At 37.1% G+C, this 14017-nt stretch carries 11 protein-coding genes; 10 read left to right on the top strand and 1 reads right to left on the bottom strand.

Going from position 1 to position 14017, the window contains the following annotated elements:
• The first annotated feature begins 313 nt into the window (after positions 1-313).
• The 6 genes from ACG59Z_RS18520 to ACG59Z_RS18545 all read left to right on the top strand — a co-directional run bounded on the left by ACG59Z_RS18520 (position 314) and on the right by ACG59Z_RS18545 (position 7989).
• Positions 314-1375 carry an HlyD family secretion protein gene (locus ACG59Z_RS18520; protein WP_400200681.1) on the top strand — a complete coding sequence of 354 codons (1062 nt, stop codon included), beginning with the start codon at positions 314-316 and terminating at the stop codon, positions 1373-1375.
• Positions 1376-1400: 25 nt separating this feature from the next.
• Positions 1401-2948, top strand: a complete 1548-nt coding sequence (locus tag ACG59Z_RS18525; protein WP_019456767.1) for a DHA2 family efflux MFS transporter permease subunit — start codon at positions 1401-1403, stop codon at positions 2946-2948.
• Positions 2949-3136: 188 nt separating this feature from the next.
• Positions 3137-3925, top strand: a complete 789-nt coding sequence (locus tag ACG59Z_RS18530; RefSeq protein ID WP_400200688.1) for a hypothetical protein — start codon at positions 3137-3139, stop codon at positions 3923-3925.
• The gene (locus tag ACG59Z_RS18535; RefSeq protein WP_400200682.1) at positions 3922-5508 is read left to right on the top strand and encodes a GH3 auxin-responsive promoter family protein; all 1587 of its coding nucleotides are present in this window, start codon (positions 3922-3924) and stop codon (positions 5506-5508) included. Before ACG59Z_RS18530 ends, ACG59Z_RS18535 begins: the two co-directional genes overlap by 4 nt.
• Entirely contained in the window at positions 5505-6833 is a 1329-nt protein-coding gene (locus tag ACG59Z_RS18540; protein WP_223861101.1) for a TolC family protein, read from the top strand. The genes ACG59Z_RS18535 and ACG59Z_RS18540 overlap by 4 nt, the downstream gene beginning before the upstream one ends.
• Complete coding sequence (locus ACG59Z_RS18545) at positions 6826-7989, top strand: hypothetical protein (RefSeq protein ID WP_400200683.1); 1164 nt, start codon at positions 6826-6828, stop codon at positions 7987-7989. The genes ACG59Z_RS18540 and ACG59Z_RS18545 overlap by 8 nt, the downstream gene beginning before the upstream one ends.
• 200 nt (positions 7990-8189) lie before the next feature.
• On the opposite strand, the gene ACG59Z_RS18550 is transcribed toward ACG59Z_RS18545, so the two are convergent.
• On the bottom strand, positions 8190-8630 hold the full coding sequence (locus ACG59Z_RS18550) for an HD domain-containing protein (protein ID WP_400200684.1): 441 nt from the start codon (positions 8628-8630) through the stop codon (positions 8190-8192).
• 826 nt (positions 8631-9456) lie between these two features.
• On the opposite strand from ACG59Z_RS18550, the gene ACG59Z_RS18555 reads away from it, so the two are divergent.
• From ACG59Z_RS18555 to ACG59Z_RS18570, 4 genes are all read left to right on the top strand, one after another.
• The gene (locus tag ACG59Z_RS18555) at positions 9457-10005 is read left to right on the top strand and encodes a TetR/AcrR family transcriptional regulator (protein ID WP_400200689.1); all 549 of its coding nucleotides are present in this window, start codon (positions 9457-9459) and stop codon (positions 10003-10005) included.
• A gap of 190 nt (positions 10006-10195) precedes the next feature.
• Positions 10196-11896 carry an ATP-dependent nuclease gene (locus ACG59Z_RS18560; protein ID WP_400200685.1) on the top strand — a complete coding sequence of 567 codons (1701 nt, stop codon included), beginning with the start codon at positions 10196-10198 and terminating at the stop codon, positions 11894-11896.
• A gap of 6 nt (positions 11897-11902) precedes the next feature.
• Complete coding sequence (locus ACG59Z_RS18565; RefSeq protein ID WP_400200686.1) at positions 11903-13567, top strand: UvrD-helicase domain-containing protein; 1665 nt, start codon at positions 11903-11905, stop codon at positions 13565-13567.
• Positions 13568-13648: 81 nt separating this feature from the next.
• Positions 13649-14017, top strand: a 369-nt coding sequence (locus tag ACG59Z_RS18570) for a hypothetical protein (protein ID WP_400200687.1), incomplete at its 3' end; no start/stop codon positions are given.

Raw genomic sequence — 14017 nt, forward strand, 5'->3', positions numbered from 1 at the left:
ATTTATAAGTTACTGATTTTGTTTATTTAAATTAATTTTTAAAAAAGTTTTTATAATTAAATTTTTTAGAAAATATAAAATTACATAATTTTTAAACATATTTTTTATAGCATGCAGTGTATTGGCGTAAATAGAAAAAATATATGTCAAAGAGGTCAATGATATTTAATTCACTTAAGAACCATAATTTGCACCAAATTTTACGCTGTCACGATTCATTGAATAAAACCAAGTGAAAAGTTACGTAAAAAAGAAACCAATAATTTTATTGGCTTAAATAAAAAATCGAATATTACAAATAAGCGGAATGATTATGGATAACGTAGCTCAGCTAGAAACTGATACTAATTTCCAAAGCCGAAAGAAAATAACTTGGGGTGTTTTTAGTGTCCTGCTGTTATTTTTAGTTGCTGGCATCTTATATTATTTTTTTGTATACCGATTCTATCAATCTACTGATAATGCTTATGTACAAGCCGATGTCACTTGGGTAATGCCAAAGATTTCAGGCGAAGTGATGGAGTTATTAATTAACGATAATCAGGTGGTAAAAAAAGGGGAAACTTTAGCGGTATTAGACCATCGTGACTACCAAGCTCGATATGACCAAGCCCGTTCTGTGGTCAGCTTAAAAGAAGCCGCACTGGGTGTACAACAACAAAATGAAAAGTCTGCCAAGTCGTCAATTACCGAAGCAAATAGTGGTGTAGTGGCAGCGCAAGCAGACCTAGCGCGTTTGAAAAAAGAGTTCGAGCGTTATCAAGATCTATTAAAAGATGGCGTAATTACCCGACAAAATTTTGAAGGGATCCAGTCTCAATATTTAACGGCTCAGGCACAGCTCAGCAAAGCGCAAGCCGCCGTAAATGCAGCAGAAGCTCAGTTGGGGAGTTTACAAGCCAGTCGAGCGCAGCTTTTAGCAGATATTCAAAGTGCCAATGCAAACTTAAACCTGTATCAGGTCGATTTGGCTTCATCAAAAGTGGTTAGTCCTGTAAGCGGTAAAATCGGTAGTCTGGCAATTCAACAAGGCTCACGTGTTTCTCCACAAACCCGCTTAATGGCGATCATTCCTGAAAATAGTTTGTATGTACAGGCGAACTTCAAAGAAACTCAAATTGAAAAAATGCATATTGGTCAGAAAGTTAAATTAAAACTTGATGCCTATCCGAGCCTCAACTTTACCGGAAAAATTGAGAGTTTTTCTCCCGCTTCAGGTGCGACTTTCTCACTTATGCCATCAGACAATGCCACAGGCAACTTTAACAAGGTTGTACAGCGTATTCCTGTACGTATCGCCATAGATTCAAGCCCACATATTGATTTGATAAAACCTGGAATGTCGGTGAGTGCCACCGTTGACCTAAGAACTTAATAATAAAATTTTAGGTAATAAGAAAATGAATAAGCATGTTGAAGCCGAGTGGAGGTTTCCTGCAAAAACTGCATGGGCAATTTTTGCTGCCATGATTTTTGGCAACTTTATGGCGATTCTTGATATTCAGATTGTGGCGAGTTCTCTAAACGAAGTTCAAGCTGGCATGAGTGCAAGTCGTTATGAAGTCACTTGGGTACAAACAGTTTATTTAATTGCTGAAATTATTGCGATTCCAATGTCGAGTATTGTCTCGCGGGTGCTTTCGACACGGGTGTATTACACCATGTGTGCAATCGGCTTTACAGTGAGTTCTTTACTTTGTGCTTTGTCATGGAACTTGGAAAGTTTATTAGTATTCCGTGGCATTCAAGGCTTTATGGGCGGCGGGATGATTCCAACTTCCATGACGGCGTTGTACTTACTGTTCCCCGAACCAAAACGGTCATTGCCTTTGGTCATGTTTGGCATGATCAGTACTTTAGGGCCTGCGATTGGCCCCACCATTGGCGGTTGGCTCACCAATAACTTCTCATGGCATTGGATGTTCCTGATCAATATTATTCCGGGCATTATCATTGCCACGGTCATTTACTCAGGCCCAAATATTGACCGAGCGAACTATTCACTCATCAAAAGCATGGACTGGTTTAGTCTGGTCGGTATGGCGATGTTTTTGGGTGGGCTTGAATATTTCCTCGATGAAGGTGCACGACATGACTGGCTTGCAGACACAGGCGTTCGTATCGCTTTTATGGTCTGCCTAATAGGCGGCATGATTTTCTTCTCTCGAAGTTTTACCCAGCCTAAGCCTTTGCTCGATTTATCGGTATTTAAAAATAAAAACTTTACCTTAAGTGCTATTACAACGTTTGTGATTGGTATGGCCCTATATGGCTTGGGTTACATGATTCCCGTGTTTCTTGGGCAAGTCCGTGAAATGAACAGTAGCCAAATTGGTCATGTCATGATGGTGACAGGCATTGTGATGTTCTGCTTTGCGCCTTTCCTTGCATGGCTTATTCCTAACTTTGACACCCGCAAAACCGTATTTGTCGGAATGGTTCTGGCTGGTTTTGGTGTATGGCTCAATTCGCACCTCAGCATTCACAGCGATTACGACTTTATGTTTTGGCCGCAAATTTACCGCGGTATTGGTCTTATGATTTGCCTAATTGTGGTGTCGCATTTGGCGATGAGCACTTTGCCACTTAGTAAAGTGGCCGATGCCAGCGGTATTTATAACCTGATGCGTAACATTGGCGGCGCGGTTGGACTGGCGCTGATTAACTCATCCTTAGACTGGTTGACCGCTATGCATGTCACCCAAATTAATCAGGCGATGACACCGCAGAACTGGATTTTTACAGAGCGACTTGATCAGCTCACGGCGCAATATCAAGAAGTCGGTGCAAATGCTCAGCAAATCGCGCTGAGTGTGATTTATCGCGACATTCATTTTCAGGCACTGACATCTAGCTTCAATGATTTATTACGCATGCTCGCAATCATCATGTTTGTGACCGCCTTTTTAACCATCTTTATGGACAGGGGGAAGAAAATGAATATGTAAAGTTTTAGCAGTAAAAGATAGCTTTTTAAAGAATGAAAACAATAGGGCATATCAAAACGTATCCCTTCTTAGAAAAAGAACATTTATACGAGTTTCTAACATCGTCGTACGAGCGAGCGGAACTCACAGATCTGGATGTGGGAGATTAAAGTATTATGATTAATACAACATATAAACTGATTTCAAAATTGAACCTGAAAAACGCAACTTATGGGCAATATTTTGAAAAAGAGCAAATTGATACTGATCGACTAAAAGAGATGTATTCCATTTACGAACAGTATTATGAAAATACCAGATTTTCTATTTTTGTAGATGATTTTGAAAATAAAAGCGGTGCGATCTTAATTTTTGATTCAGAAACAGATGAGATTGTGGGTTTCTCGACTGTTGTGGTGCAACACTTCTACTTAAACGGTAAAGACTACACCGTGCTCTTTAGCGGTGATACGGTTATTTTGAAGAAGTTCTGGGGCACGCGTACACTGCAAAGTACCATGCTTAAACTCATGATTAAGCTTCGCATTAAATATCCTTTTAACGAACTTTATTGGTTACTCATTTCTAAGGGCTACAAGACCTATCTATTACTTGCCAATAACTACTATGTGTACTATCCAAACATTAAAGATGAAAACCAACACCTTTCGGAAGTGGTTGAGCACTACTGTGAGAAATTCTTTGGTGAATATTACGACCGTGAAGCAGGCTTACTCAACTTCGGTGATGACTATCAGCCACTAAAAGGCGAAGTTGCACCTATTACCGCCGAAATGCGAGAAAAGAACCCAAATATTCATTTCTTTGAACAAAAAAATCCGACATGGAAAGCCGGTACAGAACTGCCATGTATTGGTCGTCTAGGCTGGAAAGATATTGCTCGTTTCCCTGTGAAGCTCATGACGAAGCCGACCAGTAAAGGAAAGTTTGAAGCTTGTGTAACCCATAAAACAAAACGTAGAGAGGCTATCCAATGAAATCTAATGAATGGCTGACTCTAGGCTCGCATCTTATTTTAAAAAAATGGTGTGATGCATCTGACCGTAATTTCCAAAAACAGTTTAATGCTTTAGAAACCACACAACGTCAAATTTTGCATTCGATATTACAGACTTCTACCTTTGCCAAAGATAAAAAGGTTCAAAACTATGAGCAGTTTGTAAAAGCCTTTCCTGCGACTCGCTATAGCGCATGGCGAGAAGACATTCAACGTTACCGTGAACAACAGCTTTCACTGTCTAGTAGTAAGTTGGTTCGTTTCCAGCCGACTAGTGGTTCGAGTGAACAAATTAAGTTTATTCCATACACCAAGTTATTTTTAGATGAACTTGACCATGCAATTGCGCCGTGGATGGCAAGTTTATACCGTAAGTGTCCAGAGCTGAGTTCGGGTACACACTACTGGTCGGTGTCATGGTTACCTGAAAGCCAGCGTGAAGTTTTAAAAGATAAAAACTTAAATGATGACAGTGCGCTACTTGGCGTAGGTAAACGCATACTGTCTAAGTTTACCCAAGCCGTTCCAAGTAACGTTGCCTTTGCAGCCAATGCGGACGATGCACTGTTTGCCACCATTTGTTATTTGGTCGCAAACCGTAATTTAGCCATGATTTCGGTGTGGAGTCCAACGTTTGCGTTGCAATTACTTGAGCGTTTGGAGTCATTGCAAAAAGACGTGATAGAGGTGCTTAACAGTGGTAAATGGGGCAATCGTCAGGCTTCACTAAAAGAAGTGACCGCACCGCATAGCCCTGAAAGTGCTCAAGCATTAATTGCAAGTTCAAACGGCGCACAGATCGACTTTAAGAAACTTTGGCCAAAGTTAAGTCTGGTTTCGAGTTGGGACACTGCTGGTTCAAAAGCTTGGGCCGAAAAATTAAAAGAGAAATTGCCTAGTGTTCAGTTTGAAGGCAAAGGGTTATGGGCGACCGAAGGTGTAGTGACTATTCCCTATAACGACCAATACCCGCTGGCTTACCAAAGTCACTTCTATGAGTTTGAATATTTAGAGGGTGAGAAACAAGGTCAAATCATTCCTTCATGGCAGCTTAAACAAGATGATGTGGTGAGCCCACTGATTACTTCGGGTAATGGCTTACTGCGTTACTGTTTGGATGATTGTTTAAAAGTGACTGGCTTTTTAGAGCAAATACCGTGTTTTGAGTTCCAAGGGCGCCGTTTTGGGGTAGATCTGGTTGGTGAGAAACTTGCACCTGAAACTGCTCAACAGTTGTTGTCTCAGTTAAATGAAACGGAATCGAAAGCGATTTCTTTACTTGCGATTGATACCCAACAACAGGTTAAACCATTTTATTGCGTGCTTTTTGAAGGTGAAATTCATCACAGCATTAGCAATGAATATATTGACAGTATTTTGCGTCAAAACTTCCATTATGAACTTGCGCGAAACTTGGGACAGCTTGATGAGCCTCAAATTCGCCAAGCCAATAACGGCTGGAATGCCTATAAAAAACTGGTCATGTTTGATGGCATTATTGAAGGCAATATCAAGCCTGAGCCACTTAAGAAAGTCACCCTCAATAGTTTGGAACAACTATGAAAGGGATGAAGTCATTTAATACTCGTTTTTTAACACTTCGACACGCCTTGTATTTAGGCGTGTTGGTTGTGTCGAATACACATGCCATGACTTTAGACGAGGCGTTGTCTGCCAGTTTAAGACATGAAAGTCAGCTTGAAGTCAGCCGTTTAAGCGTAAACCAGTCTACCGCTATGCTTGAACAGGCTAAACAGCGCGATGGGCTCAAAGTCAATTTAGTTGGGCAGCTTGACTATGAACGAATAGATACGCCACCAAAAGTCATGTTTCCAACTGAAGGAAACCGTAAAGGCCGAAGTTTGCAGTTACAGGCAGATTATCCGATTTATACCTCTGGGCGGCATCGTTTGGGGGTAGATATTGCCGAGAGTCAGCTTTCTGCCCAACACCAAGGCTTGTCAGATCAACGGTCGGAAACGATTTTAAATACCGTCATGGTCTATACCGACGTATTAAAAAAGAAAGCCATTTTAGAACTTAGACAAAAGACCATGGCGAACCTGCAACGGTCTTTATATGAGTCAAAGCGCCGTTTTGATGTTGGTATGATTACCCGTGCAGACTTGGCTCAAGTTTTGGCACAAGTCGCTCAAGGTCAGGCCGATATTACACAGGCGCAGTCTAACTTGACTGTAAGCGAAGCACAGTTTTACCAAGTAACAGGTACAACACCTGACAACCTTGTTGCAATTAAACAATTGCCTGCTATACCGAATGGACTAGATGAAATTTTGGCTCAAACCAAGAACCATCCGGCTTTAATGCGCGCTAAATATGAAATGCAAGCCGCAGAGAAACAATACGCTTTAACTAAACGGGAACTGTGGCCAACGGTTATGCTGACCAGCCGTGCCGGAAAGCAGGATGAAGCAAGTTATATTGGTTCTGAAAGTAATAACTATATGGTCGGGGTGCAGCTCAATGTACCGCTTTATGACGATGGCTTAAACCGTGCCAATGTTAAAAAAGCGCAGGCTGATATCGATTTGGCTCACCAGAAAATACGAAGCCTTGAACTGGACTTAAATAAACGTACTCGTACTACCTATGCACAGCTTCAAACCATCCGACAAAATAAAGATGCATTGGCAAATGCCATAGAGGCAGCGTCTATTGCCTTTGTCTATACACGTAAAGAGTTCGATGTCGGCACCAAAACTACCTTTGATTTGCTTAATACCGAACAGAAGCTACTCGATGCACAAACCCAAAAAACCGTAAACGATCAAGACGAAGTGGTATTTGTCTATCAGTTACTCGACCAAATGGGTCGTTTAAATAGTTTGGTTCCTATGCAGACCGCACAACAGGTGAATAATGAATAAAACAAATACACCACTCGCAGAAAATACCCTGATTACCCGTGAAGCAACTTTGGCAGATGATGAGGCTTTACGAGACTTAATCGCCGTACCGATGACCACCAAAGGCATTCAAATTAGCTTTCAGCGTGAACCGAGTTATTTTAGAGCGTCCGACATTGTCTATCGGCATAAACTGCATGTTGTGATTGAAGACACCGAAAGCCAAAAGAAGCTCGCTTGTTATAGCAATGGCTATCGTCCTTGTTATGTTGATCGGAGCGTTCAAAACTTGCGATATGCTGGAGACTTACGGGTAGATCATAGCTATCGGGGTAAATCACTAGTGAAGGTATTAGCCAAGCATGTAAAACAGACCATGCATGCACCGAACTTTAGCCAAATGATTATTTTTGATGATAATCATGCTGCGCGCGCCGCTATACAAACGGGTAAAACGGGAATGCCCGATTATTATGATGAAGGGCTTATAGAGACACTGAGCCTGACGAGTACTGGCGCAAAACGAAAAATCACGGCTTTTCTAAAGCAGGCTGCTAAATATAGTCATCTTCAAGAGATACGTACATGTGTAGCCGAAGCTGAACATGTACCAGCCATGAACCAGTTTATTCGTGACATGGCAGAACACTATAATTTTATACCTGCTTATAACTTTGAAGAACTTGCCCAAGGGCATCAGTATTTTTCAGGCATAAAACTCTCAGACTTTTCACTTTACTTTAAGGGCGAAAAACTGGTGGGTATGTTTGGCTTGTGGGATCAGCATAGTATTAAGCAAACCAAGATTTTAAATTATAGTTCGGCCATAGGTGTGCTTAGACCCATTTATAACTTGCTGACGCCAATTACTAAAGGTATGCGTTTGCCTAAACTGGGTGACTCTATTCAGTACCATGTATTGCATACGCTTATGTGTCATCCCGAAGATTTGGCTTTGCATCATAAAATGCTCGAAGATGCCTATAACCAGTCAAAACAACAGGGCGTTGGTGTCGTGAGTTTTACACTTTCTCATAAAGACCCGCGTTATCAGTTAAATCAGTTTTATAAAGGTGAGCGTTTAACGGGTATGCATGGCTTTATTAGTTATGAGGGCGACCCAAGACCAAATTTTGATAAAAACCTGATTCCATACTTAGAAGTTGGGCGTATTTAACCCTTAGATAGTTTCGCCGTAGGTCATGAATGCGCAAATATTTGCTCAATTCGTAGGAATGTTAAACAGGATTGAGCAAATATATGCGCAAAATGGTGAATGTCAGCTAGAGCAAGAGGCTTTTTTCATGCTAATTTTGATTACGTTACAAAATCAAGATAAAACATTTTAGATTTAATAAATCTAGCGAATTTGACCCTTTATCCCAACCTATCTTGCGCCGTTGAAACAATTAGAATGGTTTGAAGGTAATAATCGACACGTGAGTGATTATTGTCTTTATGTGAGTTATGCGCATTAAAGGCTGCATCATGAAGTTTCACGACTCTAGCGATCGGATTTGAACTACAACGAATTAAATATTCTTTGCGTGTTTCATCTTCTCGTTTAGTTAATGCATCGACGGCATCGCGGATTTCTTTTCCAAATAAACTTTCGATTTTGTCTAGCGTAAGAGGCGTGTCTTCAACACTATCGTGGAGAAGGGCTGTAATAATATAGATTTCTGAAAATTGATGCTCGATTAATGAATTGACCACACCTTTAATATGGTACTCAAAGTAATCATGAGGGCCATACTTTTGACCTTTATGAGATTCTTTAGACAATGTCTCTGCGAGTTCAACTTGATTTTGAGTCATTTTTTGCTCTTATCACTTTAAGTATATGACGCGGCCTAATTTGTAAGATGGTCCGCTTAGGTCATAATTTTATACTGAATAGCGACTGTTAAAAACACCTCTTAATGAGAGTAGTCACTCACTTTTATTAATTCATTCTTTCTTTGTAGATGTGAGCCAAACCAGCCCTTAAGTTTTTGAAATTTTAAACTTTAACTTAATGATATAAAATATGATTATAAATATTACTTAAGAGTTTCCTTAATTATCTAATTAAATGAAAAATAATAACTATTTAAATAATTTCTAGCCAATTTTACATTGACACCTCAAATATTGGAGATTACCATTTGCGGGCTGGCCTACATTGCCAGTCGGTTTTAGCAGACCGTTTTAAGACCGCATCAGAGCTATTTCATCTGAGGAATAGTTTTGTGCGCACCCTCCCAGTTCCCTCCCGTAGCGGTAGGACGGGAGAGGGACACCCTCGGGTGTGCTGGATGTCTTAACCAGTCTGCTAACCCTCTTCCGTTCTGCCACCATAAATTTTATGCTCTGGCAGAACTCCATATATAAGGAGTTGGCTTTGCACATCCATTATTTATTGGCAACCTTTGCCAAAAGCTATAACAACACAGCTTAAAACATTTAACGCAGCTTGATCGCCGTAAGGCTTTTTCAGGCTTTAGCTCGTTATTACTTAAAACTTTCATCAACAACTAAAACTTGAGATGTGCTCGGCACAGTCTTTATGGCTTTGCTACGCCTTTTTTTCACCTTTAAAAAAGTGGAAGGCATTTATATCTCATTTATATACAACAAAAATTTAATTTATAACGGTAAAAATATGCAAAATTTAACTCTCCCAACACGTGCATTAAAAGTCGTAAATAAATCAATTGAGCTGTTTCACTACAACGGGTTTCATATTGTCGGCGTGGACAGACTTGTGAAAGAGTCTGGTATTCCAAAAATGTCGTTTTATACCTACTTTCAATCTAAAGAACGCTTTATTGAAATTTGCTTAATCGTACAAAAAGAACGACTCCAAGAAAAAGTAGTTTCTATGGTCGAATACGACGAATACACCAGCGTAGCCGATAAACTCAAAAAGCTCTATGATTTACATGCAGACATAGACGGGCTGTATTACCTGTTATTTAAAGCCATTTTTGAAACGAAAAATAACTACCCAAACGCGTACACAATCGCCGTGAGATATAGAACATGGCTCACCAACGAAATATATAGCCAGCTTAGAGCACTTAACTCCGATGTTTCCTTTACCGATGCCAAACTCTTTCTATATATGATTGATGGTGCAATCATTCAGCGTTTGAGTTCAGATGAAGTTGATGAGAGAGTGTTGGAGGTGTTTTTGCGGGGGATGGGGTGAGGGAGGACATTCTTTAATTATAATCGCCTAATTGAAACCAGCAATGGAATAAAATATTTTTAATATTACATCCATTTAGTATAAAAAGGTGTTACCTATATTTTCTTTTATTGTATAGTTTGAAAATGAAAAAAGATGAAAAAGCTTAAATTTTATTTAATAAAATATTAACTGAAATAGGGTATAACTAGTGAAAATCTCAAGTGTAAGTTTAAAAGGTTTTCGTAATTTTAAAGATAGTATTATCAAATTTAATGGTGATACATTAATTATTGGAGCCAATGATGTTGGTAAAAGTAACCTACTTCATGCTTTAAGGATATTATTAGATAAAACTTTATCTGACTCAGATATTGAACCATCAGAATTAGATTTTTACATTTCTCCTTCTGAGGCTATGAATGTTTTAGAAATAACAATATGTTTTGAGGATATACAAGAAGATGCTGTTTTATCTATTCTAAAAGGAAATGTCAGTAGTGAAGCTCAAACATACTTAAAATATCAGGCTGTTAAAAATAATTTAAGTTATCAAATTTTTATAGGTCCTTCTATCGAAAGTCTAGAGTTGGTAACTAGCCGTTTTTACTTAAAATATGTCAATTTAAAGTATATCCAATCACAAAGAGATTTACAGCGCTTCATTCATAAAGAAAAACGTAAGTTACTTAAGTTATCTCAATCAAATTTGACCGAAAATCAAAGAGAAGAAGATACTGAGTTGTTAAATGAAATTGGCCTTGATTTAAAAGAAATAAATGAAAAAATAACTCAATTATATTATGTAGACCATGCAACTAAAGAAATAAACGAAGAACTAAAGAAATTAGCATATCATCATTCTGAATATTCAGTTCAATTAGATTCTGGTGCTATTCAGGTTAGTGACTTTATAGACAATCTTCAATTAGGAGCAAATGTACATGGTTCAAATATTCTTCTTGGAGGAGATGGTAGAAATAACCAAATTTTATTAGCTCTATGGAAAGCAAAAAGTATTGCAGAGCATGATATTGATCATGAAGTAGTTTTTTATGCTGTAGAGGAACCAGAAGCTCATTTACATCCCCATCAACAACGTAAATTGGCAAGGTATCTAATAGAGGAATTACCGGGTCAAGCTATAATCTCTTCACACTCACCTCAAATAGCATCACATTTTTTACCAGATTCAATTATTCGATTATTAGTAAAAAATTATAGTACAGTGGCTGCTAGTGGAGGATGTTCAAATTGTATTGCTGAGTATTGGGATGAAATGGGGTACCGTATAAGTATAATTCCAGCAGAAAGTTTTTTCTCTAATGGTGTTTTCTTAGTTGAAGGTCCTTCGGAAGTTCTTTTGTATACTGCTTTAGCAAAAGTTTTAAAAATAGATCTAGATTATTATAATATTTCTATCTTATCTGTTGATGGTATTGCTTTTGAAGTATATACAAGTATTTTAAATGCTTTAGAAATTCCTTGGGTAATGAGAACTGATAATGATGTATCAAAAGTACCAAGAAGAAAGAATGAATGGCAATATGCTGGTGTTAATCGTTGCTTAAGGGCAATAGGGCTAGCAGAATGGCCACATAGTAAGTTTAGGATTAATCACTTAGATGTTACCAGTGACGATAGATGGAATTCTTTTCAAACTTTAATAAATGAGAAAGGTGTATTTATTTCAGATATTGATTTAGAAACTGATTTAATCAATGCATTAGAAAAAGACATACTTACTATTTTAGATAAAGATAATAAACTAGAAGCGATAAAATTTATGCAACAAAAAAAAGCTATACGAATGTCGTATGTTTTAAAAAAAATTAAAGATAACTTAGTTGACCTAGAAAATTACCCATTAGTTGAGCCATTAAAATATTTAAAATCTCTAATATCTGGATAAAATATTATGAAGACTCTAGATTTAACACAACAACAAATAGAGGCAATTGAATATTTATCTAATCTAGTTGTTTTAGCATGTCCTGGTAGTGGAAAAACTACTGTAATGAAAGAAAAAATAAGGAAAAGTATTCCAGCCTTGTTATCTCATCAAGGTGTTATTGCTATGACTTTTACCAAAAAAGCTAGTGCAGAGTTAAAAAAAAGATGTAAAAGTGATGGTTTTATTACAAAGCAAAGTTTTTTTGGAACTATTGATAGTTTTTGTTTAGAAGAGGTTATTTTTCCTTTTTTATCCCATTTATGGGGTGGTCATCCTAGTAAATGTAAAGTTATTACTGAACTAACTACTTCTCAGAAAATTTTTTTTAAAAAGACTTATGTGGCACCTACCCTAGAGAATATTGTAAATGATGAGATTGGTTTTATAACTTTATATGAACAAAATTTTTTATGGATTGACTCTTTAGCAGGTTTGGCACTTTATATTTTAGAAAAATCCACTGCTGCTGTTCGCTATATTAAGGCTAAATATAAATTTATTTTTATTGATGAATATCAGGACTCTTCAAGAGCTCAACACGAGCTTTTTATGAAATTTATTGATATGGGTTTGATTGGTACAGCTGTTGGTGATGTCGATCAATCCATATATCAATTTAGAGGGAGTGATCCTACATGTATAGAAGAACTGAAAGCTGATCCAAAATTTAAATTTTTATCTATTGATCAAAATCATCGTTCACATGTGTCAATTATAAATTATGCATCAAGATTATTAAATCCTTTATATCTCACACAGCCTTGCGAAGAAATTAGAGTCTTCAGAGGAGTTATTGTAGGAAATCCAATTCAAGCTGCAAAGAAGATTTCTAAATTAATAGAACGAATTACTCTAGCAAATGAGTCTATTAATTATTCTGATATTGCAATCTTGGCATATAAAACTATTTCATTAAATTATATAGCTGGGGGACTTGGTCTTGACTATCGTTTATATAACGATACACCACTTGAAAAGATCGAAACGCCAGAGGCAGCTTTAATTAGAGATTTATTAGGATTCCGTTTCGGTAGAGTAACTACTATGCAGGAAATCTTTGATCTGCATTTTATATATTCAAATTTATCAAAAGCTAATTTGTTAAAAATTAGGAAAATGCTTATAGAATTTAGAAAAATAGAAATAAGTCAGATAAGTAATATTGTTATTGAAATTCTAGCTCTCTCAGGTGTCGAGTCTGATTGTCATTCAGAGCTTGAGGCTTTAACCTCGATATTAGGTAATGAAAATTATATTAAAAATTTTATGCCTATTCTAACAAATGAAGTTCAACTGATGACCTTACATAAATCAAAGGGGTTAGAGTTTCATACTGTATTTCATATTGATTTGGATGATTGGTCATTTCCACATAGAGAATATACAGGGGGTTGGGATGACCCTCCTGTATATCCTCAATACAAACAAGATTTAAATTTACATTACGTTGGTATTACTCGTGCTAAAGAATATTGTTTACTAATTCAAACTACCAAACGGTTTAACAAACAAGGCGCTGAAAAAAATACGCATCCATCAGATTTCTTGAAGCTTCCTCATCTTGAAACCTTATATAAGAACTTTAAACAAGTAGATTTCTCTTTGAGAAGTATAGTAGTTACATATTAAATTTAAAGAATATGTGTTTAATTTGTTGATATATTAGTTGGTTATTGTAAAATATAACTATGTAGATATGGTAGTCATTATATGTATCCTATATTAACTTATGGATTTCCTTTGTTGTTGATTTTATTTGAATGGGGTACAAGAAAGGTTATAGAGGTAGATACTCAGGTTTTTATTGGTCCAGCCTTATCTGTTTCTGGAATATGTTATTTAGTTCCACTGTTAAAACCCAAAGTTACCAATATAAATTTCTATAGTTATAAATCTAAATTTGATAGTCAACTTATTCCTTTTTTATACTTATTGGTTTTATTATCTATCTTTGGGTGGATTGCAAGCTGTATATTGTCTATTAAGGAGAAAGAAATCATATTTCTCGGGATAAATCTGTATTTGTGGATAGGTATAATTATTTATTTTGTAAGTATTGTTATGGTCGTTCTTAAGGAG

Source organism: Acinetobacter sp. ABJ_C1_1 (assembly GCF_044684115.1).
Lineage (GTDB): Bacteria > Pseudomonadota > Gammaproteobacteria > Pseudomonadales > Moraxellaceae > Acinetobacter > Acinetobacter nosocomialis_A.